Below are 26,309 nucleotides of genomic sequence, written 5' to 3' on the forward strand. Positions count from 1 at the left end.
ACTTCTTGCGTTTGTATATTGTAAAACAATAAAGAAAAATGCGTAAAATTTAACCTAAAAGTAACTATAAAAATTTGTTTTATGCTTTAAAATTTGGTTTATTTTTCCAAATAGCCATCAACGCTACTTACACTTTGCCGATATTTATGACCTTGCCTTTGCGCGTCATAATGTCCAAATCGTGCTCCATATTCCACGAGTAGCTAAACTCAAAGCCGATTTTGCGTCGTCTAGGATATAGATATTTTACAGCTCCAATAGTTCGCTAAGCTCCTGTGGCGTGCTGATGCCTGGCATGAAATCGCTTTTCGTCTCACTCGGATAGTCGTAGATCTCCTGCCATTTTGGGTAGTTTTTTAAAATTTCAGCTAAGATGTCTGTTAAAAATTCTTCCTGATTTTGCTTTAGAAATTCTACGCGTCCGATTGTGCCTGGCTAGGCTCGCCCGTCTCTTAGCTATCTTCATCTAAAAAGGTGCAGCGAAACTCGCCCTCTTGCTCTAAAGCTTTGCCGAAATACTCCAGTCGCAGCGAGGAACTAAAGTCCTCGTATTCCTCATCTTCAAATTTAGACAAAATTTTAGGCTCCGCAAGATGTGCATTAAAAAACTCCGCGACCTTTGGGCTGCGGATGAAAAGATACTCCTCAATCGCTTCGTAGCTTTTGCGCAAAAATTTAAGCGCCTCCTGCTCCACGCCGCATTCCAAGCAGCACTCGCCTTTGTAATAATCGCTCACATAGGGCGGATTTTCATTGCTTCTGGCGTGCTTATCCATCTCGCCTAGCCAGCGCAGCATATTTGGGGCGTCGCCCGCCCATTTGTACTCATTTACCATGCGCGCCGTGTAGATGTATGAGGCGTAGATGCGGTATTTCTCATCGTCTGCCTCCGCCCATTTTGCCTCGATAAAGCGGACAATTTCCGCCTTTGTGATCTTGGATTTTTAAGCAGCGATCTGTCTAAGAAGATGCTGATCTCATCCATTATTTTTGCGCGTCCATTGCCACTCCGTTATAAATTTTTTACTGATCTGCCTTATGATCTGAAAATAATCGCCGAATTTTTCCTCTACTTGTTCGAAATTTTATCGGCACTGATACCACTTTGAGCCGAAATTTTACCTTGTTCGTTTCTTTGCTTGAGCTGTCCGCACGCCGCACTGATATCTAGCCCCTTGCTCTGGCGAATCGTGCAAGTAATGCCGTGCGCGCAGAGATAGTCTTGGAATTTCACCATATTTTCGGGGCTTGGTCTGCCAAAGCTCGAGCCTTCGTGCGGATTAAAATAGATCAGATTTACTTTTGCGCGGATGCCGTGCAGAAGCTTCACTAGCGTTTTGGCATCGCTTGGGCGGTCGTTTACACCATCGATCATGAGGTATTCGAACATCACGCGCTTTCGCAGATCGATCGGGAACTCGCGCACCGCCTGCATGATCGATGCGATATTGTAGGCGCGATTTATCGGCATTAGTTTTTCACGCAGTTTATCATCCACTGCGTGCAGCGAGATCGCGAGTAGCACGCCAAGATCCATTTCGCCAAGCTTTTTTATCTGCGTAGAAAGTCCGCTCGTACTTATAGTTTGGCGACGCGGCGCTATGGCGAGTCCGTCGTTTTCTTTTAAAATTTGCACGGCTTTGGCAACGTTGTCTAGGTTATTAAGTGGTTCGCCCATCCCCATATATACGACATTGACGCGACGCTCGTACGGGATCGCGTTCATTTTCTTGATGAGCCAAATTTGAGCCACGATCTCGCCTGGAGTTAAATTTCGTACGAAGCCACCTTTTGCTGTCAAGCAGAAGCTGCAGCCAATTTTGCAGCCTACTTGCGAACTTACGCAGATTGAATAGCGCGCGTGTCTTATGATTTTTTCGTTTTCGTCTCGCAGCTCATCCTTCATCGGCAGCAGGACACTTTCGATCGTCTTGCCGTCTTTGAGAGCGAAAAGGTATTTGATACTGCCATCGCTACTTGTTTCGGATCTGACGCATTCAAGCGGGTCTAAATAAAAATTTTGAGCTAAACTTTGACGGATCTCTTTTGGTAGATTTAGCATTTGTGTGAAGTCATCCACATTCTTTTTGTAAATCCATTCGTAAATTTGCTTGGCTCTAAATTTTGGTTCGACGAAATTTTCAAGCTCTTTCATCGTAAAATCAAAGATATTTTTCAAATTAATGCCTTAGTTTTTAGATATTTAGTTAAATTTTCTTTTGCAGCGGCGTGATTTTTTAAAAAATCTGCGTGAGCATTTGAATCGCAGAAATTCGTCGCACAAAAAATTCCGTAAGCGGGAATTTGAAATTTTTGTGCTACCTTAAGAACCGCAAAAAATTCCATATTCTCTAAAAAATAACCTCGCTCAAAAAATTTTAGCGCAGATTTTTTATCAGTCGTGATAAAATTTGAGCTATTAGTTATTGTTTCATATGAAACATCGGCAGAATCCCTAGCTATAATTTCATAGTTAATCGGAGAGTATGAAAGCCCATAAAGCGCTAATATCTCGTAGTTTACAGCCGATCTACTTTCATAAATTTTTAGAATTTCACCCTCTTTATATAGCCCTGCAGAACCCACGAAAATGATCTCGCTCGGCAATGCATTTAAAATTTTATCGGGATTTTGAGATAAATTCGCCTTTCTCGAGGCGGACGGATTTGCTAAATTTAGCTCATTGTCCGCTTGCGAGTGCGTCGCAAAAGGCGCCAGAGCCGCTAAATCCGCCGCCCGCTCATCCGCAAAATCGCGCTCATATTTAGCGTAAAAGCCTGCCATAGCGCGCTTTTGCAAAAATGCCGTCAGATTTATGCTCATATCGATTAGCCCCACGCCCATAGGTAGCGCGAATGGAAATACTTCGTTTCGTCCCGCCGAGATTATCATTTGCGTATCGCACCTTTGTTATTTTTATCTAATCATAGCCAAATATCAATAAATTTAAGGCTAAATTTTAAAATTCGGCGCGGTAAAATAGCGAATAAATTAAAAATAAATTTAAGCAAATTCTCAGGGGGGGAGGGGTATTATTGAGACTAAAATTTAAATAAGGAGAGCGTATGGATAAATATGAAAAATTTGTGTTGTCGTTCTTTACGGGAATATTATCGAGTGCTTTGACTACGTTATTTATAAATGGGATTGGTGCCAATACTTTGAGTTCTTTGGTATTGATCGTTTTAAGCGCTATCTCTATTTTTGGCATTTCTTGTATATTTTTTGTAACCAATAAAAGAGAAGAAAGAGAAAAACAAGAGTAAGAAATTAAAAATGAGCAAAAGCACAAACATACTATATTTTATTACTATGAAATTTAAATTTTTAAAGGAGAAAAAATGAAAAAAATTATTTTAAGTTTAGTCGCTTTTGTGTCTTTAGTGTTTGCAGATACCGATTATAATTTTGCTACAGAACTCGAAAAAAAATGCACAAGTATCGGCACAACAAATGAATGCTATGGTGCTGGATTAATATATCACTACGGTGCAGAGGGAGTAAAATTGAATTATGATAAGGCCCTAAAATTCTTTAAAAAAGCATGCGAAGCAAAAGAAGATAGTAAGGAGAAATTTAGTAGTTGCTTTCAGTTGGGACTCATGTATGAAAATGGACGCGGAACGAAACAAAACTACAAAAAAGCGATGGAACTATATACAAAAGCATGCAATGAATATAAAAATGACGGCGATTGCTTTGGGCTTGCTTATGCGTATGAATATGGGATTGGCGTAAAACAAGATAAAGTAAAAGCCGCTGCAGTATATAGAAAAATTTGTGATGCCGATAACGTTTTTTCTGCTTGCTATAACTTCGCCTTGTATAATGAAAACTACGGCGATAAGCAAAAAGCCATGATATATTATAAAAAAACATGCGATATAGGCAGATATGATTACGGCGTGCAAAATCATTCTGAAGCTAAGGAGTTTTGGCAAAGGGCTTGCAATATGTATGAAATTTTAAAATAAAATTTAACTATTTAGCCGCTTCGGCAGCTAAATTTCGGCTATATAATTTAAATTTGGCTGGAATTCTACAACCTCACCTCGATGCCTTGCCGCCTTAAATATTCTTTTAGCGCCTTAATTTCGATCTCTCTGAAGTGAAAAATCGACGCCGCTAAGCATGCGTCTGCGCCCGCTAAAAATGCGTCCTTAAAGTGCTCCATTTTGCCCGCACCGCCGCTTGCGATGACGGGGATGTCAAGCTCGCTAAAAATCCGCATCAAATTTAACTCAAAGCCGTTTTTAACGCCGTCGCAGTCCATCGACGTGAGTAAAATTTCGCCCGCACCGCGCTCCTGCGCCTCTTTTGCCCAGGCAAGCGCATCCCTGCCGGTATCCAGCCTGCCGCCGTTTATAAACACGCTATAGCCGCAAGGCTCGCCGTTCCCAGTTAAAATTTCATCCTGCGAGCCGAGTGAAGTCTCTCCAAAATTCCGTGCTTCGTTGCGTAAATTTGCGTTCAAATTCCGTGTCGCGCCGCATAAATTACCGCTTGAAATTTCGTTCGAATTTAGTTTCGCGTCGATCGCGACTACGACGCATTGCGAGCCGAATTTATTCGCGGCTTCGTCTATCAAATTCGGATTTTTTATCGCGGCGGAGTTAAGGCTTATTTTGTCGCAGCCGACGTTTAGTAGGCGCGAGATATCATTGATCGTGCGTATGCCGCCGCCCACGGTCAGCGGGATAAAAAGCTCGCGCGCGACCCGCTCTACGACGTCTACGATCGTATCGCGCCCAAGGTGCGACGCCGTGATATCGAGGAAACACAGCTCGTCCGCGCCCTCTTCATTGTAGCGTTTGGCGACCTGCACCGGATCGCCCGCATCCACGAGACCTACGAAATTTACGCCCTTTACCACCCGTCCGTCTTTGACGTCTAGGCATGGGATTATGCGTTTTGCGAATCTATTCAAAGCGGTCCTTCGGAATAAAATTTTTTATGATTTTAGCCAAATTTTACTTAACATAATGACTTTATAAGTAAAATTTGGCTAGACTCTCGCGATGATTAGGGCGAAAAAAGAGTTCGGGCAAAACTTTTTAAAAGACGAAGCCGTTTTAAACAAGATCATCCAAGCGATTCCCGAGAATGTACAGAATGTCGTTGAGATCGGGGCTGGCTTAGGTGATTTAACTCGTAAGCTTTTGGAATTTTACAGATTAAAAAGTTTCGAGATAGATGAAGATTTATATCAAATTTTAAGCGCTAAATTTGCGCAGCAGATCGCTAGCGGCGAGCTTGAGCTCGTTTTGGGCGATGCTTTGCGGATTTGGCAGGAGCGGGGTCTTGAGCGCGGCGAATATTTTTTGGTCGCAAATTTGCCCTACTACGTCGCTACGAAGATGATTTTGCAGGCGATCGACGATGAGCTATGCGGTGGATTTTTGGTTATGATCCAAAAGGAAGTCGCTTTAAAATTCTGCGCTAGAGCAGGGCAGAGCGATTTTAGCACCCTTTCGATCCTGGCCGATTTTGCGGGCGGCTGCGAGCTTTTGTTTGACGTTGAGCCCGGCTGCTTCGAGCCCGCGCCGAAGGTGACCTCATCGGTGATCAGGCTCGTAAAAGGCAAAAATTTTAAGCCCGGCCTCGAGATAAACGCAGATAGCCTCGGCGTAAAAAGTTGCGTTCAGCTCCAAAATCTCGATGAATACGAGAAATTTAAAAGCTTTTTGCGCGTATCTTTCAGCGCGCCGCGAAAGACGCTTATTAAAAATTTAAGCGCAAAATTTGATAGAGGCTTAGCCGAAGAGATCTTTTTAAATTTGAAAATTCCGCCCACGGTTCGGGCGCACGAGTTAAATTCCACCTTTTTTTTAGAAATTTTTAAAAATTTAAAGGCAAAAGATGGAAGAAAACAGAAATGAAAACGGCGTCGAACGACTCAAAAAAAGCAATCGCTATAAAAAACGCAAGGAAAATCTAAAAAAATCTATCGCAAGCGAAGGCTCTGCGGGCGATGTGGAATTCGGCGGCGAGCACGAAAACAGCTCTCACAAAAACAAAGGCGCGAAAAACGGGCAAAATTCCGCTCGTTCAAAGGGTTCAAAAAATGGCCCTCGCAACGGATCAAATTCTGCGAGCGGTTCGTCAAGCGGCAATTCAAACGGCGCGAATGGTGCGCATTTCGGCGGCGCATACCCAAAAAGCAACGAAAACGGCGCGGGCGGTTCAAATTTAAACCGCGACGGTCGTGCAAAGCCAAGCGGCAATAACGCAAAAGGCGCAAATTCTAGCGCCGCAGACGATGCAAGCTCCGCAGACGCCCAGAAAAAGAAAAAGCACAAAAAGCGCTCAAATATGCCAAAGAGCCTCACCGGCAACGAGCCGTGGCAAAAGGCGATGGAAGAGGCGATCGCGGAAAATAAGCTGATCCACGAGGAGCGCCTGCACCCGCTTAAAGACGCTAATCGCAGTGATGAGACGGTGCGTATCACGCCGCTTGGCGGACTGGGCGAGATCGGTGCGAATATGACCGTTTTTGAGACCAATACGAGTGCGATCATCGTCGATGTGGGCATGAGCTTTCCGGAGGAGAGTATGCTTGGCGTGGACATTTTAATCCCTGACTTCGATTATGTTCGTAAGATAAAAAACAAGATCAAGGGCATCATTATCACCCACGCGCATGAGGATCATATCGGCGCGATGCCATATTTTTTCAAAGAATTCCAATTCCCGATCTACGCTACGCCGCTTCCTTTGGGGATGATAAGCAATAAATTTGAAGAGCACGGCCTCAAAGCCGAGCGTAGCTACTTCCGCCCCGTGCAGAAGCGCCAGCTCTACCAGATCGGCGATTTTGAAGTCGAGTTTATCCACATAACGCACTCGATTATCGATGCGAGCGCGCTTGCGATCACGACGAAGGCGGGCACGATCATCCATACGGGCGATTTTAAGATCGATCACACGCCGATCGACGGCTATCCGACTGATCTGAACCGCCTAGCTTATTACGGCGATCGCGGAGTTATGCTTTTGATGAGCGATAGCACAAACTCGCACAAAGAGGGGATCACAAAGTCCGAAAGCTCGGTAGGCAAGACCTTTGATACGATATTCTCAAGCTGTAAGGGGCGAGTGATAATGAGTACCTTCAGCTCAAACATCCACCGCGTCTATCAGGCTATAGAGCGCGGCGTAAAATACGGCCGCAAGGTCTGCGTCATCGGACGAAGCATGGAGCGAAATTTATTTACCGCGATGGAGCTCGGCTATGTAAATTTAGACAAAAAAATCTTTGTCGATGCCGATCAGGTCTCCAAATACCCCGATAATGAGGTTTTAATCGTTACTACCGGCTCGCAGGGAGAGACAATGAGCGCGCTGTACCGTATGGCGACGGACGAGCACAAATATATCAAGATCAAATCCACCGATCAGGTAATCATCAGCGCCAAAGCGATCCCGGGCAACGAAAGCAGCGTCTCGACCGTGCTTAATTACCTGCTAAAAAGCGGTGCAAAGGTCGCGTATCAGGACTTCAGCGAGATACACGTAAGCGGGCACGCCTCGATCGAGGAGCAAAAACTCATGCTGCGCTTGATAAAGCCGAAATTTTTCCTACCCGTGCACGGCGAATACAACCACATCGTAAAGCACAAAGAGACTGCGATGGAGTGCGGCATAGAGGAGAAAAATATCTATCTGATGAACGACGGCGATCAGATGGAGGTTTGCGAAAAATACCTAAAGCGCGTTAAGACCGTCAAGACGGGCAAGGTCTTCATCGACAACCAGATCAACAAGCAGATCTCCGACGAGATCGTCAAGCACCGCCAAAATTTAGCCGATGCGGGCGTCGCGGTCATCATCGCGCAGATCGACAAAAACGAAAAGAGGCTCATTCAGACGCGCGTCATCACCTACGGGCTCGTCGCCGAGAACCAAACGGCGCACTTTACCAAAGAGATGCAGGGCATCATCGAGCAGTTTTTGGCAAATTTAAAAGATGAGTTTTTGCTCGATCACTGGGCGCTAGAAGGCAAGATCCGCCAGGCCGTGCGCAAGCATATCTTTAGAAAGATCAAAAAATATCCGACCATCGTGCCGGTGATTTATTTGATGTAAGCACGGCTAAATTCAGCGAGCAGGGCGGCTTTGATTTGCGGCGGGCGAATGAAATTTTATGGCGCGGGCGAGCTTTCGGGCGTGAAATTTTGCGACGTAAGCAGGCTTTGCAGCGTTGGAATTTCAAAGCGGCGAATAAAATTTCAAGCGTAAAATTTAGCGTAAAGCGAAATTTAAAGAGCATCTAGCAAGCTCTCGGCGAGCAGGCAGGGCGGCGCGTGATTTTGTAGATTAGAATTTATGGCGTAAATTTTAAAGGCGCGAAATTTCGGCTAGCGCAAATTTAGGCGCGGCGCAAAGAGGCGCAAAATGAAAGCAAATTTTAAAAAGAAGGTTTAATGAGTGAAATTTTAGATACGGCACGAGAGGTGCTGAGGCTCGAAGGAGCGGAGCTTTTGCGGCATGCGGATCTTATCGGCGGCGAAATTGAGCGAGCCGTAAGTCTGATCCTGGCTTGCAAAGGGAAGGTAATCGTCACCGGCGTAGGCAAGAGCGGCCATATAGGCGTTAAGATCGCTGCGACGCTTGCCAGCACCGGCACGCCGTCGTTTTTCGTCCACCCTACCGAGGCGCTGCACGGCGATCTGGGTATGATCGGCAAGGACGATATGGTGCTTGCGATCAGTTTTAGCGGCGAGAGCGAGGAACTGGTTAGAATTCTGCCTCACCTCAAACGCTTCGGCGTGAAGATTATCGCGATGGCGCGCGATAAAAACAGCTCGCTCGGCAAGGTTAGCGACGAGTTCATAAGCCTTAGCATCGTCAAAGAGGCCTGCCCGCTAGGTGCTGCGCCGACGGTTTCTACAACGCTAACACTTGCGTTAGGCGACGCGTTAGCGATATGTTTGATGAGGCGGCGCAGATTCGGCAAGGAGGATTTCGCAAATTTCCACCCGGGCGGCAGCCTGGGCAAGCGGCTTTTCGTCAAAGTAAAAGATGTGATGCAAAGTAAAAATTTACCGGTCGCAAGCCGTAACGCCAGCCTAAAACAAGCTATCGACGTTATGACTCACGGAAAGCTCGGCACCGTTTTGTTAGTGAACGAAAAGGGCGCGCTTGAGGCGATCTTAAGCGACGGCGATCTGCGCCGCGCGCTGATGCGAGAGGACTTCGATATCAACGGCGATGCGCTGAAATATGCCACCAAAAATCCTAAAATGCTAGACGATAAAAATATGCTCGCAATAGATGCGCTAAATTTGATCGAGCAATTCAAAATTCAAGTCCTGCCTGTCGTCGAAAATGGCGTGCCCGTGGGGATCTTGCATATCCATGATCTAACGAGTCTGGGGCTAAAATAATGCAAAAGATGCGTCTGAATAAATTTATCTCTCATAACACCGCCTACTCGCGCCGTGAGGCGGATGAGCTGATCAAGCAGGGCAAGGTTAGCATTAACGGTCGTGTCGTTAGTGATTTCATCGAGGTTAGCGGCGAAGAGAAGATCCGCATCGGCTCGCGCCTCATCAAGCCTAAGACGGAATTTACGATGATCGTTTATAACAAACGCAAAGGCGAGTTAGTTACTAAAAAGGACGATCGCGGCAGGCGGACGATTTACGATAGCTTGCCGGAGGGATTTAGTAGATTTGTTAGCGTAGGGCGTTTGGATTTTGCAAGCGAGGGGCTTTTGCTGCTGACCGATGCGCCGGCGATCGCTACGGCGCTGATGAACAGCGACATCGAGCGAGAGTACTATCTAAAGGTAAAGGGCGAGGTGAAGGAGGAGGTCGTAACGGCGATCCGCGAAGGCTTTTTCGCCGCAGACGCAAGCAAGGGCGCGCACGCCAAAAGCAAGATCAAATCGATGGAATTTAAGCCCTTCTTGGGCTATCGCATAATGCCTAGCAGCGGCGGCTATACGAAGATCAAGGCGATCATCAACGAGGGTCAAAACCGCGAGTTGCGTAGATTTTTCGGTTATTTTGATCTGGACGTTGTGGAGCTTAAGCGCACGGCATTCGGCAGAATGACGCTTGGAACGCTAAAGCCTGGCAAATGGCGCTATTTCGATCAGAGCGAATACGAAGATCTGCGCGATTTTCTGAAAGAAAACAAAATCCGCTATTAAATTTAAGAAAAGAGGCGAAATGAGTTCAAAGACGAACGCCGCGCGCGTACTGGACGGTCTGAAAATCCCCTACGAGATCAAAGAATATGTGGTTGATCCTTTAAATTTAGACGCGGTGCACGTGGCAAACAGCGTGAGAGAGCCGATCGAGCGGGTCTATAAAACGATAGTTTGCACGGCGGATCACGAATACGTCGTAGCCTGCCTGCAAGGCGATCTAAATCTGGATCTCAAGGCGCTCGCGCACATCTGCGGTGCGAAGCGTTGCGAGCTGATGGATTTGAAGGATTTACAAAAGGTCACGGGCTACGTCAGGGGCGGTTGCTCGCCGCTTGGGATGAAAAAGTACTTCCGCACCTTCATCGATGAGCGAGCGCTAACGCAGGAGAAAATTTACGTTAGCGCAGGTGTGCGCGGAAAACAGATTGCTCTTGCGCCGAAGGACCTTGCAGTCGCAACCGAAGCGCAAATTTGCAAAATTACTTACGACTAACGCAGCATTACTTTTGCTGCCGCTTGCGTAAGTAGCGGCGGCGGCAAGCTGGCTAAAATTTCGGGCTCAAGATAAGTTAAAAACTTCCAAAGGAGTTTTTAACTATGATCCTGCCGATGAAAAACAAGTATATAATTCGTTCCCGAATTTCGCAGAAGAAATTTAGAGAAATTTTAAAGTATTTTGCAGAGGATATAGAGGCTACTAAAATAGCAAATTTAACCGGGATTTCTAGAATTTCCATCAACAAAATTCTAAAAAATATCAGAATTCTTATGTCTCAAGAATGTGAAAATATAAGCAAATTTAGCGGTGAAATAGAGATTGACGAAAGTTACTTCGGAGCTAAAAGAGTAAGAGGTAAGAGAGGTAGAGGTGCAAGCGGAAAGCAACCGGTATTCGGTATGCTTAAAAGAGACGGCAAAGTTTATACCCAGATAGTTAAAAACTGCTCTGCAAATGAACTGATACCTATATTATCTCAATATAGCGCGCTTGATAGCTCTACTATCTATTCAGATTGCTGGAAGGCTTATGATGGATTAGTAGATTACAGAGCTAAAGCTCACTATAGAGTAAAACATTCAAAGAATGAATTTGCTAATGGTAAAAACCATATAAACGGTATAGAAAACTTCTGGGGATACGCCAAACATAGATTATCTAAATTTAAAGGCATTAAGAAAGAGAATTTTTTGCTTCATCTTAAAGAATGTGAATTTAGATATAATAACAGCAAAGATACGAAGGAATTCTATCATATTTTATTAAAGATGATAAGAGAGAATCCGCTTAGCTTATCTTGAGCCAAAATTTATACCGCGAAATTTTGGCTTTTAAAATTTGGCGTTGCACCGTTTGTTAAAACGAGCTCCTGCGCAGCAAGAAAATACAAATCAAATTAATTTCGTAAAATTTTATTGTTAAAATTCTAAGTACCGCGCATCGCAAAATATCCCAAACGAGATGACGAGCACGCGGGGACGAAGCAAACTCTTTTAAGAACACGCTCTTTGCGCGCAATCCGTTTTGCTAGCTATAAAATTTAGCCTTGCGACGCTCGGCGTTATTTGCGATAAAATTTTAAAATTTCATCGTAAATTTTCTACGTCTCGCGCTTATTTTTTGAAAAGCTCAGATACGTTCGGGGCTTGCTTTTCTTGCTCGCTGGCGGCAAAGAATTCCGCCTTGGCGAAGCTAAAAACGTTAGCGATGATGTTAGTAGGAAACATCTCGCAGGCGTTATTATAAACCGTAACGGCGCCGTTATAAGCGCGGCGTGCTGCGCTGATCTGCTCCTCGCACTCGCCTAACGCGTTTTGCAGCTTGGCAAACGATTCGTTAGCCTTGAGGTTTGGATACGCCTCTACTGCAACGCGTATCTGTCCCAAAAGAGCCGAAATTTCGCTATTTAGTCTAAATTTATCGGCGTTAGAGCTTGCGCTGATCGCTTGTGAGCGAAGCTCGCTAACGCGCGTTAGTACTGCGCTTTCGTGGCTCATATATTCGCGCGTAGCGCTAACTAGATTGGGAATTAGGTCGTAGCGCTTTTTAAGCTGCGTATCGACGGTAGAAGCGATATTTCGCACCTGGTTGCGTTTAGCGATGAATGAGTTATAAACGCTCACTAACGCTAAAACTAACAAAACTATGACGACTAATAAAATCAAAGCCGCATTCATTTTCTCTCCTTTTAAAGTGTTTCAATTAAAAATAAGAATATTTAGCTATACTTGCCATTTCTTTTCTCGTGTCAAGGTAGCTCAGCTGGTTAGAGCGCTGGTCTCATAAGCCGGAGGTCGAGAGTTCAAGTCTCTCTCTTGACACCATCTTCAAATTACCTTTAAGGGTGCAACTGCGCCTCAAAAAAGTTCGAGATTATATCTTACTTATACTTGAAAAATAATGAAAATTAGCAAAAGAATGAAATTTACCTTCGGGCAAATGTGAGTTTTTTTGGATTTGTTGCTTCGCCTCTAAAAGACAAATTTACGCAAAGCATCTTTATCTACGAGCCTTTAAGCTATTTTGGCAAAAGTTTTTTATTTGAGTCTCTTTCGCGTTTTCACATCGGCAAATCTCGCGTCAGTATAATCTAACGCATTCCGCACAAATTCACACTATTTAGCTAAATTTTTGATATAATCTCCCGCTTTAAAAGCTAAAAATTTAAAGGAAACATATGAAATTTATTTCTCACAAAATTTTAAAAAGCGCGGTTTTGCTGGCGGCATTGGGATCTTTCGCGACTTGCTGCGCCGAAACGCAGCAGCCTAGCGGCTACGCTATAAGCGGCGCAGCGCTATCGGCACTAGAGGAGGACAATAGAGCAAAAGAAAATTATCTAGTCATTGACGTTAGAACTGCAGATGAGTACGCTGCAGGCCACATAAAACACGCGATCAACATCCCGCTTGGAGAGCTTGAAAGCAGGCTGGATGAGATAAACGCCTACAAGAATAAAAACGTCGTGCTTTATTGCAATACGGGTAACCGCAGCGGCAAGGCGCTTGATCTGCTTAAACAAAAGGGTTTCAATGTGCTTATGAACGCGCCCGGCGTAAAGCAGTACGACTACGAGCTGTATAAGGTCGGCAGCATAAACGCGGATGGGTTTTTGAAAATAGCAAATGATCCAAACGTGCTGATCATCGACGCTAGGCAGAAGCAGGACTACGACGCGGGGCATATGAAAGGCGCGATAAATATCCCATACGGCGAGCCTTTAGAAAACTACAAGGACGTGCTTGAGGCTAATAAAGACAAAAAGATGATCACACACTGCTACAGCGGCAACCGTAGCGCCAAGCTCGCCAAAGCCCTAAACGAACGAGGCTACAACGTCACAAATCTACTCGACGGCACGAAAGAGTATAATTACGAGCTGGTGAAATAGAATTTTATGATTTATTTCGCAGCGCGAATTAAAATTTAACTTCGTGCGTAGCGCGTAAATTTAGGTGCCGCAAATCCGCAAGATTTCGGTTTCAATGGAGCTTCTGTGCTGTATTTGGCGAGGCTTTATCTTGAGCAAAATTCTGCACCAAAATCCTATGCGCAGAATTTTACTTTGGAATGCCGATCTTGGAATTTTGCGGTGCGAAATTCCAAGCGGCGGAATTTCTTCAAGATATTTCAAATGTCATTAAATTTTACTATTTGGCATGCACAAACACTACCCAAAATATGGCAATAAGCTTTAGTTGGAATTTGAGCTGCGAATTCTTGATTAAATTTATTCGGATTAATAAAAATAAATCCCGCAAAATGATAAAATACTACTTTGAGTAAATTTGAAACGGTATTTTACGGGAGGGATCATGAAATTTAAAGATTTTAAAGATGCAAATTGCGCTAACTACGACTTTTTCACCGCCGAGGAGCTAAGCTATAAAGAATTTATCAGGCTTAGTTTTGACGAGTTTGTCCGCAAAAATCCAAACTCGAGCTGGGTGCTTAGCATCGACGACAGGAGCCTCGATTCATTTCCAAATTTTACTCAAAAGCATCCAATTTGCTTGTCTGATTTAAATTTTAAAGATAGCGTCTTTCAGTTTAGGATCTGCTCCGAAAACAGCGTCCAGAGCCTAGGGCATCGCATTTTTACATGCCTAGACGGCATCCACAAAGACTTCGTCGCAAGCGAGATCAAACAAACCGACGAAGTGATGATGAAGTTAAAGACGGGCGTTTTGAAGGACTTTATCTGCGTCTCGAAGTGCGGCTGGTGGATAACCGATATCTGGCGCGATATGTATCCGGTGACGGACGAGAGCGAGAGCGAAAATTTCGTTGCAGATATGCTTGATAGCGAGTTTTCGGCGCAAATGCGGCTTATAAACGAGCGGCTTTTGAGCGCGCAAAATAGCGGGGAGCTTGACGGGCTCATTGCCGAGCTAAGGACGCAGGAGTAAATTTTTAAAATTTGCCCGCGCTTTGTCCTTGATGCAGCGGGCGTACTCCCGCATTTTACGGATAGATTTTAAAATTTACCGACTTAAATTTACCCCAGCTTGCCGTTTGTCGCACAGCTATTTACGGGGTACGGCGTGAGTCCATAGTCTGCGGATTCGACATTCCAAAAGTCCAAATTCGCGCTACGCGAGACGATATACTCAAAGCCCTTTTGATTTAGCTCGATCAAAATTTCAAATTCCTCGCCGTTTTTGCAGACGATACTTTCGAAAAAGTGCGAAAAGCAGGCGATCTTCGCGTTTTCTTTCTGCATCGATTGATTTAGCATGAGCTCCATATTGCTTAGAATTTTAAATACCGTCTGGCTCGTCTCAAACCTGCCGAAGCGCGCGTAATACTTCGCTAAATTTTGCTCGTTTAGCGTAACGGATTTGGTGCAGTTTTGCGTTATCTGCTCGTATATCGCGCCGAAAAGCTCAATCGACGCATTTTGATTATCTATCGCCTTGTTCTCGTGGTTTTCGATGACGACAAAGCCGTCTTTTATGCAAAATTTCTCGTTTTTATAGTAAAAGCTCGCTCTTGCGATCTCTTGCTCGAAGCGCTTTTTATAGGTGAAGGGCAGATACGTCGTAACGCCCATTTTATCGATGATTGCAGAGCTTTTGACGCCTCCGTCTAGCTCGTGCTGTATGAAGTAGCGGATGAAGCTGCCCTGCTCGATATCAAAGCTATTTAAATACTCGATCTTATCCAGATATGCACAGCGGTAGAGCCGCACGAACTCGGAATTTAGCGAGATATTGATCTCGTCGGGGATGTCACCGTATTTTTCGGTCACGGGTGCGTCGATGCGCTCTATGATATTCATCTGTTTTTCGACTTTGTCTTTTACGAAAATAGTGATTTTTACTTGCTGCATCTCATAAAAGCGCTTTATAGTCTCGGTCGCGCTTTTGGTGATGTCGGTCTTAAATTTTTTCGCGAGCTCCGATTTTTTGAGCGTAAGCGAAAAATCGCCGTTTTTTAGCTTGTTCTGCGAATACAGAAGATAAAGCAGCTCCTCATAAATCATCAAATGCGAGTAGGTCAAAAATGTATTATCCACGACTATGACATAATAACAGCGCGTTACGGAGTATCTTTTGTTGTCTCTTAAAAAGTCGTTGTAAATTTTTAGCTTGCTCGCGTTTTTCGATACCCTAAATACGTCGTAAGATTCTAAAAATATATTTTCCATATTTCGCCTTAGGTTAAAATTCTGTTGAAATATTACACAATATTTGTTTAAGTTGTTTTAAATTTTATCTTAAGGATAAAAAATATTAGCGAGTAAAATAATTTATAAAATTTCAATCATATTTTTAATATTAGCTTAAATATAATAAAATAATTTATAAAAATATATTTTTAGTAGGAAAATTTTATAGAAAAAAATTTAATATGAATAGAAAAATCTATTTTTTAAACAAAATTTTATAAATAAAGTTATATTATTTCTTTAAGAATAAGCGTGCTTAGGATTAAATTTTATTAGGAAAGGACGGTTTGAAATGGAATTTCTTATTTTGACGCTATTTTTGATCAGCGGGCTTATATTATATTTTAAGCCGCAGAGGAAAAATTTAGCTACGGGCTGCGCCGCGGCAGGCTGCGCGATACTGATCGCGCTCGAGTTTTACGTAAATTTATGGGTCGTCGTGCCGGTAGGCAACTTTTAGGAGGGCGATATGCAAAATTTAGAACAAAATCAAATTCCCGCCGCCGAGCGAGGATTTTTTAACCTAATGTCGCTAGCCATCATCGCCCTCGTGGCGCTCCCGGTCGGTATAGCCTGTTTGATACTGGGCTTTGGTATGGGAGATAGCCCGTGCGTGATGTGCTGGGCGGAGAGGATCACGATGATAGCCATCAGTCTTATCGCGCTTTTTATCCTTAGATACGGTCTAAAACCCGGCTACGTCGCGGCGCTTTTACTGATGGCTTGCTGGGGGATGTTCAACGGCTTTATCCATTATAGCCTTGATGGGACGTTCGGCGGCTACCTCGACATAAAGCAGGGCTTCGGACTTGAAATTTTAGGCGCACACACGCAGCTTTGGGTCATCGTCGTAGATTTTTGCGTGATCGCGTTTTTGGCGGTTATATTTTTATGCAGCAAAAATTTAGGCGAGATAATGAAAAAGAGCACGAGCGGCGAATACGGCGAGTTTTTGCGCTATCTGCCTCTGGGCAAGATTGCAAATTTAATCTTCATCGTCATCATCTCCGCAAACTGCGCGCAGGCTTTCATCGTCTCAGGCCCGCCGCCGTATCTGGGCTCTAGCACGCCGGCTAGGATGAGCCTTGATCCTGCAAAATGGTTTTGGGAGAAAGATCACTGGCAAAGCGCGCTTGATTTTAGATTCGATTGGAATCCGGAGCTTCCGGATCTGCCAAACTAAGGAGCAAAAAGATGAAAAAGCTGATGATTTTTACGGCGCTAGCGGCTCTGGCGTTTGGGTTTGAGTTTAATCTCGATAGCAAAGCAGGCGCTCTTGAAGGCGTGAAGGAGCTTGGTGCGCCGAGTGCGGAAGTGAGTTTAAGCTTACAAAACGACGCACCGATTACGGGAGCGGACTACGACGCAGATAAAAAGCAGTTTGCACTGGTTTCTAAAAATAACGAATTTTACGTTGCGGACGAAAATTTAAAGCCGCTTAGATACGGCAAGCATGATCGCCATTTTATAATGGAGATGGAGGCGACCGTGGGTGCTGCGTGGTATAAAAACGAGCTCGGCATGATAAGTTTTAATAAAACCTTCGTCTTTTATGAGCCTACGGACGGATTGAGTGCAGAGGAGCAAAACAGCCAGTGGAGGCACTTGAGCGAGGGCTGGGATAAATGGAAGCTAAACGATCTCGGCAACAAAGGGCGCTTCTCTACGCTTCGAGCAAAGCAGCAATATATCCTCGGCTGGGATTATGACGCGGCTGCGAATAAATTTATCGTTGCGTCCGTGCCTAACGACGTGAGGGATTATTGGAGCGTGGCGGTGTTTGACGGCGACGATAAGATGATTTTGGAGGAATTTATTCCGCAAATCGGCTCAAATTTAAAGCTAAAAGAGGGCAGGAGCCTAGGCGAATACTATGTCACGGGCATCGACGCTCAGCCTGATTCCGTTTATCTTTTGAGTAAAAATTTCTCAACCATTTTAAAGTTAAATTTGCAAACTCATAAGATTGAGGATGCGTATAGTTTTAGCGGAGCGGCAAACGCAAGGGCGCTTGCGGTGAAGGACGGCAAATTTTATGTTTTTTCGCGCGAAGGCAAAGAAAATAAAGTTTTCATATACGATATGAAATAAAGCCCACATTTAAGGAGAAGAGATGCAAAGACGTTCTTTCTTAAAAGGCGCGGGAGCGGCTCTAGCTACGGCTGGAGCATCTCCAAGCCTATTTGGTATGGAGCAGTTCGAGGTGGATTTTAAACCGAAATCCTATAAAAACGAGCAGGGCGTAGAGTATCACTACCTCACCTGTCCTAGAAACTGCCGCGACGCCTGTTCGATGATCGCAGAGATCAAAGACGGCAAGATGGTTAGCATCAAGGGCGATCCGAAGCACCCTCTAACGCAAGGCACGGTCTGCGTCAAAGGCCATACCTACGCAATGCACCTATACAACGCCGATCGTATAATGTATCCGATGAAGCGCGTCGGTAAAAAGTGTGAGGGCAAGTGGGAACGCATAAGCTGGGATCAAGCGCTAAAAGAGATAGCCGCGAAGCTTACCGAGATCAAAGCAAAATACGGCGGCGAGGCGCTGACGGAATTTGTCTATTCGGGCAACGAAGGGCATATCTCAAAGACGATCGCGCCTGGAAATTTCTTTGAAAAATACGGCGCTACGAGGCTTGTGCGCAACCCGTGCGACTGGCCGCGTTATGCAGGCACACCGAGCGTCATCGGCACGGACTTTTCAAAAGACGCGCTGGAAGTCGATGAGAGCGATATGTATATCAGCTGGGGCTCAAACGAAGCCTATACGGCGGTGCACTGGATTAGATTTGCCCACCGCGTCAAAAAGCGAGGCGGCAAGATTATCGTCATAAATACGATCAGAATTCCGCTCGCAAACCAGGCCGATATGTTTATCCAGCTAAAGCCTTCGAGCGATCCGGCATTTTGTCTAGCGGTCTGCAAATTTTTGATAGAAGAAGATCTATATGATCATGAATTCGTAGAAAAATATACAACCGGCTTTGAAGATCTAGTACATGAGTGCTCGCTCTACACCTACGGCGAGCTAAGCGATATGTGCGGCGCAAGCGTCGATCAGATCAAAGTCTTTGCACGAGAATACGCTCACGCAAAAGCACCGGCTATCATGCACGGCGACGGTGGGCAAAGGCACTTTAACGGAGCAAGGCTGGTACGCGCGGTTACCTTCTTGCCGGTACTTACGGGCTGCCTTACAAAACTTGGCGGCGGATTATTTTGGGCTTACGTGCATGTAAAGGGCTGCTTTAACTTCGATAACTGCATGCCAGATCTTTCGCCAAAAGACGCGGAAGGCAAAAAGATAGAGCGCCAGCAGGTAAGCTATGTAGAATTTGGCAAAGGTATCCAGAAGGAAAATCCGACCTATTTGGGTAAGCCGATAAATACGGTCATTCGTGCCTGTATCAACTACAACTCAAATTTAATGGTAACGGCGCCGAATACGAATTTAATCAAAAAACGCGCGATGGACGACGATTTTTTCTTGGTAGTCATCGATCCTTACGATACCGACACCTGCGATTACGCTGACTACGTATTGCCGGGCGTTACCTTTATGGAGAGCGAGGATATTCAAAACGATCAAATTTCGGGCTACGTCTGCTACAACGCCCAAAGCGTCAAGCCACTGGGCGAAGCCAAGACGAATTTGGAATTTTTTAACGCTCTAGCCAAGGCGATGGGATATACCGAGGAGTGCTTCGACTGGGATAGCGAGACGGTTTGCAGGCGGTTTTTGGATACGGAATTTGCCAAAAAGCAAAATATCACTTACGAAAAACTAAAAAGCGTGGGCTGGATCAAGCCGTTTAGGACGCCTGAGACGATGAAGGATCAGTTCCCTTACTACCCTTATGCGCCGAAGGACAAGCTGGTATTCGGCACTAAAAGCGGCAAGTGCGAGCTTTACTCCGAAGCTTTCAAGGACGCAGGCTACCACCCGGTGATCGATCTTGACGACGATTGGGATTACTACGAAAAACATAAAAATTTCGGCAAAGATTATTTGAAAAAATATCCGCTTTATTTCATGACGCCGGGCACGCAGCTTCAGGATAACTCAAACTGGGGCAATATGCCTTACATCCTAAAACGCGTCATCGTAAAGGGCAATGCCGAGCTATTTATGACGCGCGAGGATATGCTGGCGCGCGGTATCAAAGAGGGTGATACGGTCGAGGCTACGAACGAAAAGGGCACTGCGATATTTACGGCGGTCGAGACCAATCAGATGCAGCCGGGTATCGTCTACGCATGGAATAATATCTGGGTTAAAGTAACCAAATCTCGCACTGGAGCAAACATCCTTTGCTCGGACGGAGTGAGCGATTTGGGCAACGGATCGACCTATACCGCAAGCTTTTGCGAAGTAAAAAAAGCTGCAAAACAGGAGGCATAAAATGAAAAGAAAACAAGGATTTTTATTTGATTACAACTTTTGCATAGGTTGTAAGGCGTGCGAAATTTCATGTCAGGTCTATCATAATCAAGACCCTGACATCAACTGGCGCCATGTCGATATGATGCTCATCCATGAAGATGAGATTGAAAAAGAAATTTTCATCTCGCATTCGTGCCACCATTGCGAAGAGCCTGCATGTATGGACGTCTGCCCCGTAGGAGCTTACATTAAGCTCGAAAACGGCGTCGTTCAGCCGCTGCACGATAAATGCATCGGCTGCGGATACTGCATCGTAGCCTGTCCTTACGGATCGATAACCAAGGGCAAAGACGGCAAAGCGCAAAAGTGCAACCTCTGTGCCGAGAAGCTCGAGCGCGGCGAGGAGCCTGCGTGCGTAGCGGGCTGTCCTTGCGATGTGCTAAAGCTAGTCGATAGCGACGTGAGCGATAGCGCGGGGATGGAGAAGGAGATGCCGGGCTTTAAACGCTTTTTTACAAAGCCGAATATCCGCTTCTATCCTCGCATGAAGCGCAATGAGTTTATCCACTAAGGATAAAAAGATGCGTAATTTAAAGCAGAGCTTTTGCGTCGAGGACTTTTTGAGGCAGGTATTTTTGGTGCCTCTTACCGGTGAAAATTTGGACGAGCTTTTAAATTTGACGCAGGATTTCGCGCCTAAGCTTAAAGAGCATAAGCTTATCCTCGAATTTGCCAAATGCAAAAGCGAGCCAAGCTTAATCGATGAAATTCGCTACGAATTCAATAGGCTCTTCGTAGGTCCTAAGCGCCCCAAAGCCGAGCCTTACGAGTCGGTGTATTTCGACTATCAAACGATGTTTGGGGCAAAGACGATGCAGGTGCGAAGCTTTTACGAGAGCTCGGGGCTAAAACTCGAGGATGCGCAGCTTGATAAATTTCCCGACGATTTCATCGGGTACGAGCTGCAATATCTTTATTTTCTAAGTTTTAGCGCGCTAAAGGTGGAGGATGAGGCTAAATTTAATGAAATTCTGCGTAAAAAGGCGGAATTTATCGCCGCTCATCCGTCGCAGTGGTTTTGCAAATTTGCCGCTCGCTGCGACGAGCACGCGAATTTAGACCTTTGGAAGAGTTTCGGAAGCTTTTTAAATCTCTACTTAAATAGCGAGATGGATGCGCTTAAAAGTGCACTAAAAGATCCTGGAATTTTTAAAAATTTAAAGGAATGACAATGGTACAGACGACTTGGGGATGGCTCATAGTCATCTATTTGTTTCTAGGCGGTTTAGGCGCCGGGGCGTTTTTGTGCTCGGCTTTGGCTTACAAGGGCTTTTTGGGCTCATTAAACGAGAGGTTTTATAAGTTCGGCTTTCTGCTAGCACCCGTTGCGGTAATAATAGGAACCGCGCTTTTGCTATTTGACCTGGCGCCGAGCGCTGCGATAAATCCTCTTAAAATTTTACAGCTCTACACGCGTCCGGTTTCGATGATGAGCATAGGTACGTATCTACTTACGTTTTTCATCGTAATTAGCGTTTTGGTGCTTTTGCAGATCAAAAAGAGCGGTAAAATTTGCGATATGATGCTCACGCTCGGAGCTATTTTGGCGCTTGGAGTGATGGGATATACGGGGCTACTGCTTTACGTCGTAAAGGCGATCCCGCTTTGGGCTAGCGTGTGGCTACCGATTTTATTTACGATCTCTGCGATCTCCACGGGGCTTAGCGCAAACGCCGCCGCTACGCTAAATGCAGGGCACGGGCTAAGCCACTGCGCGCATAAATTTCACGTCGCGTTAGTTGCGCTTGAGATCGTTGCGGTGCTAGCGCTATTTGCTAGCGTGAGAAGCGAGGCTGCGGGCATGGCTAGCGTGACTAAGATAGTCAGCGGCTCGCTTGCGCCGATGTTTTGGATAGGCTTTGTCGTGCTTGGGCTTGCTCTGCCGCTGCTAGGCGGAAGCAAATTTATGCTTCGCGGCTGCAGCGTAAATGCAGACGGTAGCGTCTGCGCTCGCGGCAATGAAGAGATAAAAAGCTGCGTCTATAACGAATACGGCGTACTCATAGGCGGTTTTTGCCTAAGAGCCTTCATCGTGCTTGGCGCAGTCTATATATTTTAGATTATTAAGATGAAGCTTTACTGCTTCATCTTAAATTTTTATTTATTTTATACAGTCAATATATTAATCAAACTTTTGACCAAATAGCCAAGTATTCTGATCTTCGCTAATCTGAAGTATTACTTTTGACTCTATGAATTTTTTATCTTTATCATTTAATATACCCGTATCGTCATTTAATATCTCATTAAATGAAGTATCCCCTATATTTACGAAATACTGCAAATTGCCACCTCTAACCTCATCTAATATGATTTTAAAGATGGTGGCTTTTTGCCTTTTATCCATTTCTGAAAATAGCTCGCCATCATGTGCTAAAAAACCTAATATATTAGGATTTAATGTATAAAGCAACATGTCATAGCAAAAGGTTTTCACATTTCCGATAGACAAAGAACCGTCTTTGGGGATTTCCACATCTATATTAAACAAATTTTTTGCATTTTGAATCATTGTGATTTTAAGAGAGCCTCCGTTGTTGTTATAAAATTTTTTAACGATATCTCTAAATTTGTTTTCTATAGCATCAATCTTAAGCTTATTATCCTCTATATATTTAATTGTATCCTTTTTGATCTCTGCTATTTTATAGTCGATATTAGTCTTATCTTTTTGAAAATTTTCCAAAGTTATGCTATAAATTTCTAAGTCTTTTTTTTCTTTTTCTAGCGTCAATATCCTATCTTTTAATGCATCTCGTTCCTCTAATGCACCACTATTTTTTAGGTCTTTTAAAAGCCCATCTCTTTGGCTTCCTATCAAATCTCTTTCATCTTCTAGTTCTTTGAGTTTTTGGCGTATTTCATCTATTTCTGCAAAAATTCTCTCTTTTCTACTTTTTGCTAATTGATTGTGAAAGTCCTGAGCCTCATTAAGTCTTTTTAACACTTTGTCCTCAAAAAATACTTTAGCCTCGTCATAAATGTTTTTTATCTCTTCTAGGTCTATACTTATATTTTCGGACGTGAGTAAATTCGTCTCTTTTATCGCCATATTTGTTTGGAGTTTATAAATTTCATTTCTAATATTATTTAAATTTCCAGTCAAAGAATTTGCACGCTCTTTTAATTCATTATAGTTTTTAGCTACAATAAATCGATTTAAATTCTCCTGCGTACTTAGTATCTCATCCTCTATATCTTTGATATTTTTCTTCGGTACTTGTTTTTCATATTTTTCTAGTTCTGTCTTGGCGTTATTTAAACTCTTTAGTGCATCTTTTAGCTTGTAATTTTCCTCTTGCAACTTTATATCCATACCCAACAAAAAAAGATTAACAAGTCTTTGATTGTAATCATTTATATCCATGCCTTGCTGTCTTAACGTATCATAATATCCGCTTCTTCTGGCAAAACAATTAAATACCTGTCTAAAAGAAATTTTATTAGATTTTATTGTTTGACTAAAAATGTTATTTAGTTCGGTTGCATAAGTTTTTTGATTGTATTTCTTATCATTTATATTCCACTTATTCTCTCCAAATTTTTTCTCTACCGTATAGTTTTTATTACCATGTATAAAACTTAAACTAAATTTTCCATAGTCTTTTAAAAAATCTTTCATTTTTTGCGAAACTGTTGCATTTAGCATATAGTGAAGCATTTCTAATGACAAGCTTTTGCCTATGCCATTTACTGTATCTTTTTGATCGTGGTTTAGCTGTTTTCCTACTACTATGTTTAGATCTTTATTAAATTTTAAAGCTTTAAATCTTGGATTATCGCAAATTAAGCTCAATAATATCATTATCGCTCCTTATTTTGCCGATTATAAATAAAAAATCTATACACAAAAGCATTTTTTCAATAGTAATTTCTTTAAAGTAAACTCCATTTAGCTCTCTAAGTAGATCGTCTGTATTAATACTGCCATTTTTTAAAATTTTAAGTATATATGCAGATATGCTAATTATTGAATCAACTGGTTTAACTATTTTAGTCGGCATTATCATTTTTTGCACCTATATCACAAATTTCAAAGAAATAACTAATAATTATCCAAGTTATGTTTGTTTCATTAAAATCTTTTACATCAAAGTAGCTTGTAATCTCATTATATAGCTCGATAAATATTTTATTAAAGTCTAAAGAATTATAAAAATCATAGTGTAGTTCATCGACACCTTTTATTTCTATGTTGCCAACATTAGTATTTACCCCTTTGATATGTTTTAACAATATCACCCTATATATTTCATGTACTATAAAGTCCTGCAAATCAGACATTGTTATATCGTCATTGAGCTTTTCTATGCTATCTCTATAATCTAATCCGCGCCTAATTTCAACACTTATTCTTTCGTTGAGATGATTTATCTCTAGTTTTTTACCGACTTCTTTCGCATTGTTAAAATCATCTAAAAAATTGATATCTCTTTTTCGGTATTGCCTTAAGATATGCTTGATTACTAAATTTAAAACCATCTCTGTTGTATAGTTTTTTAAAATTTGGGTATCAAAAAAATTATAAGTTTTTTCCAGTTTTGTTTGCTCTAGATTGTTGATATCTTTTAATAAGTCTTTTGTATCTATTAGACATTTTTCAACATCTATACTATATTTGTTTCTCCATTCATCAAAACTACTATCACGCAGACTAGGTTTGTCTAATAAATATAAGATTTTGATTTTAAAATCCGGTTTTGTTTCTAAAATTTTAAGAGTATTATCTATTTTTGCTTTTATTTTTGTCGAAGTAACTTGGATAAAAATTTTATTTTTATCATCTACTAGGTCAATATACTCTGCATTTTTATTGTCGGCATTGGCATTTTCAAGATCATATCCATATATAACGTTTAGCATATCTCTGTAGAGATTTTCGGAATATATATTCAGAGAGTAATCATTTAAAACCTGTCTTTGTTCTATTTGATATCTAGTTAAAGCAATACCTTGATTTATACTTTTTATCAAATTTTCTCGATTCATATTGCTCCTTTGCATTTTCATTATATAGAATTTTGACTAAAAATATTGTAAAGAATAAGAAATATACAAAATATAACCTTCATTGTTATAAAGTGGTATTGTTGTATAAAATTCTTTATTTTAATGTATAAAGCCGCCAAAGACGGCTTAAATTTTATCTCTCGAAAATAAAAATTTTATTCACGCCGTTTTCTCTGGACGCGACGTAGAATTTACCCTCTTTGATAGCGAGTGCATGGGCATCGTTTGCGCCTTCAAAGCTATAAACCTCCGCGATCTTTCTGCTACGCGGATCGAGTTTTAGGATGCTTGAGTATTGCTTTGAAAGCAGATAAATAAACTCGCCTTGCGCGTCCATGCCCGTGACGTAGTAGTCGCTTATGTCTCTGCCATCTTTTACGCCGAGGACTTCATCGAAACTCGGCACGAATTCGCTCGAGAGTAGATTATCGGCGTCGCTAAAGCTCGCCACACTCCAGCTTTGCTTGATATCATCAGGCACGCTCGCGATGAAAAACTCTCCGTAAAAGTCCGAGTGATCCCAGCTTAGGATATACTGTTGTTTGGCGCGTACGGTGGAGTAGCGATCTTTGAAATCAAGCGTGAAATTTTCGTATCCATCGTGCAGATAACGCCACGCCTTGTTTGCTTCCTCTTTGCTTTGGTTCGGTGCGGACTTGAAAAACTCATAGGTTTTATTATAGCTCATGAGCCCTACCGAGCCTTTAAAAAAGCTCGCTGCGACGGTTTCTTCCATCTGCATTATCCAATCGGGCGTGCTTCGTAGATAGCTTTTTACGGTTTTTAGCTCGCCGTCCATTTCGTAGAGCTCGAATTTTAGCGTACCGAGCAAGAAGCTTCCGCTCGCCGCGTCGTAGTCAAGCCCCGTGACTGGGTTATTATTGTTTAAATTTAACGTTATCTCGCCGCTTTTGCGTAGCGGCGTTAAATTTGTCACTGCGCCGTCTGCAGGATTTAGATTAAACTCGCCGCCAAACGCCAGTGTGGCGCACAATAGGGTTAAATTTAGAAATCTTTTCATCTTCAG

28 protein-coding genes and 1 tRNA gene are annotated in these 26,309 nt (G+C 43.1%); 19 read left to right on the forward strand and 10 right to left on the reverse strand.

The genetic code is table 11. The annotated features are described in order from the left end of the window. Positions 1-452: 452 nt before the first annotated feature. The 3 genes from Q0380_RS03400 to Q0380_RS03410 form a co-directional block, all read right to left on the reverse strand. Positions 453-836, reverse strand: a complete 384-nt coding sequence (locus tag Q0380_RS03400) for a hypothetical protein (protein ID WP_298960178.1) — start codon at positions 834-836, stop codon at positions 453-455. A 233-nt stretch (positions 837-1,069) separates the two neighbouring features. Continuing rightward, positions 1,070-2,179 (reverse strand): 23S rRNA (adenine(2503)-C(2))-methyltransferase RlmN, encoded by a 1,110-nt coding sequence (rlmN, locus tag Q0380_RS03405; protein WP_298960180.1) that lies wholly within the window; start codon positions 2,177-2,179, stop codon positions 1,070-1,072. Next, on the reverse strand, positions 2,176-2,892 hold the full coding sequence (locus Q0380_RS03410) for a purine-nucleoside phosphorylase (protein WP_298960183.1): 717 nt from the start codon (positions 2,890-2,892) through the stop codon (positions 2,176-2,178). Before Q0380_RS03410 ends, rlmN begins: the two co-directional genes overlap by 4 nt. Before the next feature lie 173 nt (positions 2,893-3,065). Here Q0380_RS03410 and Q0380_RS03415 point away from each other — a divergent pair, with 173 nt between their 5' ends. Then, positions 3,066-3,266 carry a hypothetical protein gene (locus tag Q0380_RS03415; protein ID WP_298960185.1) on the forward strand — a complete coding sequence of 67 codons (201 nt, stop codon included), beginning with the start codon at positions 3,066-3,068 and terminating at the stop codon, positions 3,264-3,266. Positions 3,267-3,341: 75 nt separating this feature from the next. Continuing rightward, positions 3,342-3,974, forward strand: coding sequence for a tetratricopeptide repeat protein (locus Q0380_RS03420; RefSeq protein ID WP_297879772.1), 633 nt, complete (start codon positions 3,342-3,344; stop codon positions 3,972-3,974). A 65-nt stretch (positions 3,975-4,039) separates the two neighbouring features. On the opposite strand, the gene hisF is transcribed toward Q0380_RS03420, so the two are convergent. Continuing rightward, positions 4,040-4,927, reverse strand: coding sequence for an imidazole glycerol phosphate synthase subunit HisF (gene hisF, locus Q0380_RS03425; RefSeq protein ID WP_298960190.1), 888 nt, complete (start codon positions 4,925-4,927; stop codon positions 4,040-4,042). 91 nt (positions 4,928-5,018) lie between these two features. On the opposite strand from hisF, the gene rsmA reads away from it, so the two are divergent. The 6 genes from rsmA (at position 5,019) to Q0380_RS03455 (ending at position 11,455) form a co-directional block, all read left to right on the forward strand. After that, complete coding sequence (gene rsmA, locus Q0380_RS03430) at positions 5,019-5,879, forward strand: 16S rRNA (adenine(1518)-N(6)/adenine(1519)-N(6))-dimethyltransferase RsmA (protein ID WP_298960193.1); 861 nt, start codon at positions 5,019-5,021, stop codon at positions 5,877-5,879. Further along, a complete protein-coding gene (locus tag Q0380_RS03435; RefSeq protein WP_298960196.1) occupies positions 5,860-8,085 on the forward strand; it encodes a ribonuclease J in 2,226 nt (741 codons plus the stop codon). Before rsmA ends, Q0380_RS03435 begins: the two co-directional genes overlap by 20 nt. Positions 8,086-8,423: 338 nt before the next feature. Next, entirely contained in the window at positions 8,424-9,386 is a 963-nt protein-coding gene (locus Q0380_RS03440; RefSeq protein ID WP_298960201.1) for a KpsF/GutQ family sugar-phosphate isomerase, read from the forward strand. A gap of 8 nt (positions 9,387-9,394) precedes the next feature. Further along, the gene (locus Q0380_RS03445) at positions 9,395-10,156 is read left to right on the forward strand and encodes a pseudouridine synthase (RefSeq protein ID WP_298960799.1); all 762 of its coding nucleotides are present in this window, start codon (positions 9,395-9,397) and stop codon (positions 10,154-10,156) included. Between the two features lie 19 nt (positions 10,157-10,175). After that, positions 10,176-10,649: a Cys-tRNA(Pro) deacylase gene (gene ybaK / locus Q0380_RS03450; protein WP_298960204.1), complete on the forward strand. Its 474-nt coding sequence runs from the start codon at positions 10,176-10,178 to the stop codon at positions 10,647-10,649. Between the two features lie 104 nt (positions 10,650-10,753). After that, complete coding sequence (locus Q0380_RS03455) at positions 10,754-11,455, forward strand: IS1595 family transposase (protein ID WP_298960207.1); 702 nt, start codon at positions 10,754-10,756, stop codon at positions 11,453-11,455. 312 nt (positions 11,456-11,767) lie between these two features. Here Q0380_RS03455 and Q0380_RS03460 read toward each other — a convergent pair whose 3' ends face one another. Further along, positions 11,768-12,331: a LemA family protein gene (locus tag Q0380_RS03460; RefSeq protein ID WP_298960210.1), complete on the reverse strand. Its 564-nt coding sequence runs from the start codon at positions 12,329-12,331 to the stop codon at positions 11,768-11,770. 70 nt (positions 12,332-12,401) lie between these two features. Between Q0380_RS03460 and Q0380_RS03465 the strand changes: the two genes are divergently transcribed. The 4 genes from Q0380_RS03465 to Q0380_RS03480 all read left to right on the forward strand — a co-directional run bounded on the left by Q0380_RS03465 (position 12,402) and on the right by Q0380_RS03480 (position 14,563). Next, positions 12,402-12,478: transfer RNA gene (locus tag Q0380_RS03465), tRNA-Met, on the forward strand. 353 nt (positions 12,479-12,831) lie between these two features. After that, positions 12,832-13,545 carry a rhodanese-like domain-containing protein gene (locus Q0380_RS03470; RefSeq protein WP_298960213.1) on the forward strand — a complete coding sequence of 238 codons (714 nt, stop codon included), beginning with the start codon at positions 12,832-12,834 and terminating at the stop codon, positions 13,543-13,545. Between the two features lie 130 nt (positions 13,546-13,675). Further along, positions 13,676-13,798 carry a hypothetical protein gene (locus Q0380_RS03475; protein ID WP_297882360.1) on the forward strand — a complete coding sequence of 41 codons (123 nt, stop codon included), beginning with the start codon at positions 13,676-13,678 and terminating at the stop codon, positions 13,796-13,798. A 171-nt stretch (positions 13,799-13,969) separates the two neighbouring features. Continuing rightward, complete coding sequence (locus tag Q0380_RS03480) at positions 13,970-14,563, forward strand: effector protein (RefSeq protein ID WP_298960216.1); 594 nt, start codon at positions 13,970-13,972, stop codon at positions 14,561-14,563. A gap of 89 nt (positions 14,564-14,652) precedes the next feature. Here Q0380_RS03480 and Q0380_RS03485 read toward each other — a convergent pair whose 3' ends face one another. Continuing rightward, entirely contained in the window at positions 14,653-15,804 is a 1,152-nt protein-coding gene (locus tag Q0380_RS03485; RefSeq protein ID WP_298960219.1) for a hypothetical protein, read from the reverse strand. Positions 15,805-16,117: 313 nt separating this feature from the next. Between Q0380_RS03485 and Q0380_RS03490 the strand changes: the two genes are divergently transcribed. Genes Q0380_RS03490 through nrfD form a run of 7 tightly spaced genes read left to right on the forward strand, consistent with a single transcriptional unit; the run spans position 16,118 to position 22,331 of the window. Further along, entirely contained in the window at positions 16,118-16,285 is a 168-nt protein-coding gene (locus tag Q0380_RS03490) for a hypothetical protein (protein WP_169765898.1), read from the forward strand. A gap of 9 nt (positions 16,286-16,294) precedes the next feature. Then, on the forward strand, positions 16,295-17,008 hold the full coding sequence (locus tag Q0380_RS03495) for a disulfide bond formation protein B (RefSeq protein WP_298960222.1): 714 nt from the start codon (positions 16,295-16,297) through the stop codon (positions 17,006-17,008). 11 nt (positions 17,009-17,019) lie between these two features. After that, on the forward strand, positions 17,020-17,916 hold the full coding sequence (locus Q0380_RS03500; RefSeq protein ID WP_298960225.1) for a hypothetical protein: 897 nt from the start codon (positions 17,020-17,022) through the stop codon (positions 17,914-17,916). Positions 17,917-17,938: 22 nt separating this feature from the next. Continuing rightward, on the forward strand, positions 17,939-20,230 hold the full coding sequence (locus Q0380_RS03505; RefSeq protein WP_298960228.1) for a molybdopterin-dependent oxidoreductase: 2,292 nt from the start codon (positions 17,939-17,941) through the stop codon (positions 20,228-20,230). A gap of 1 nt (position 20,231) precedes the next feature. Continuing rightward, positions 20,232-20,783 (forward strand): 4Fe-4S dicluster domain-containing protein, encoded by a 552-nt coding sequence (locus Q0380_RS03510; protein ID WP_297882056.1) that lies wholly within the window; start codon positions 20,232-20,234, stop codon positions 20,781-20,783. A gap of 10 nt (positions 20,784-20,793) precedes the next feature. Further along, entirely contained in the window at positions 20,794-21,441 is a 648-nt protein-coding gene (locus Q0380_RS03515; protein ID WP_298960232.1) for a molecular chaperone, read from the forward strand. 2 nt (positions 21,442-21,443) lie between these two features. Next, positions 21,444-22,331 carry an NrfD/PsrC family molybdoenzyme membrane anchor subunit gene (gene nrfD / locus Q0380_RS03520; protein WP_298960234.1) on the forward strand — a complete coding sequence of 296 codons (888 nt, stop codon included), beginning with the start codon at positions 21,444-21,446 and terminating at the stop codon, positions 22,329-22,331. Between the two features lie 63 nt (positions 22,332-22,394). Here the strand turns inward: nrfD and Q0380_RS03525 are convergent, their stop codons facing one another. The 4 genes from Q0380_RS03525 to Q0380_RS03535 all read right to left on the reverse strand — a co-directional run bounded on the left by Q0380_RS03525 (position 22,395) and on the right by Q0380_RS03535 (position 26,303). Continuing rightward, entirely contained in the window at positions 22,395-24,077 is a 1,683-nt protein-coding gene (locus Q0380_RS03525; protein WP_298960237.1) for a DUF2326 domain-containing protein, read from the reverse strand. Further along, complete coding sequence (locus Q0380_RS10475; RefSeq protein WP_366806612.1) at positions 24,049-24,282, reverse strand: ABC-three component system middle component 6; 234 nt, start codon at positions 24,280-24,282, stop codon at positions 24,049-24,051. Before Q0380_RS10475 ends, Q0380_RS03525 begins: the two co-directional genes overlap by 29 nt. Next, the gene (locus Q0380_RS03530) at positions 24,266-25,261 is read right to left on the reverse strand and encodes an SMEK domain-containing protein (RefSeq protein ID WP_298960240.1); all 996 of its coding nucleotides are present in this window, start codon (positions 25,259-25,261) and stop codon (positions 24,266-24,268) included. Before Q0380_RS03530 ends, Q0380_RS10475 begins: the two co-directional genes overlap by 17 nt. A 154-nt stretch (positions 25,262-25,415) precedes the next feature. Continuing rightward, a complete protein-coding gene (locus tag Q0380_RS03535; RefSeq protein WP_298960243.1) occupies positions 25,416-26,303 on the reverse strand; it encodes a hypothetical protein in 888 nt (295 codons plus the stop codon). Positions 26,304-26,309: the final 6 nt, after the last annotated feature.

Source organism: uncultured Campylobacter sp. (assembly GCF_937959485.1).
Classification (GTDB): domain Bacteria; phylum Campylobacterota; class Campylobacteria; order Campylobacterales; family Campylobacteraceae; genus Campylobacter_B.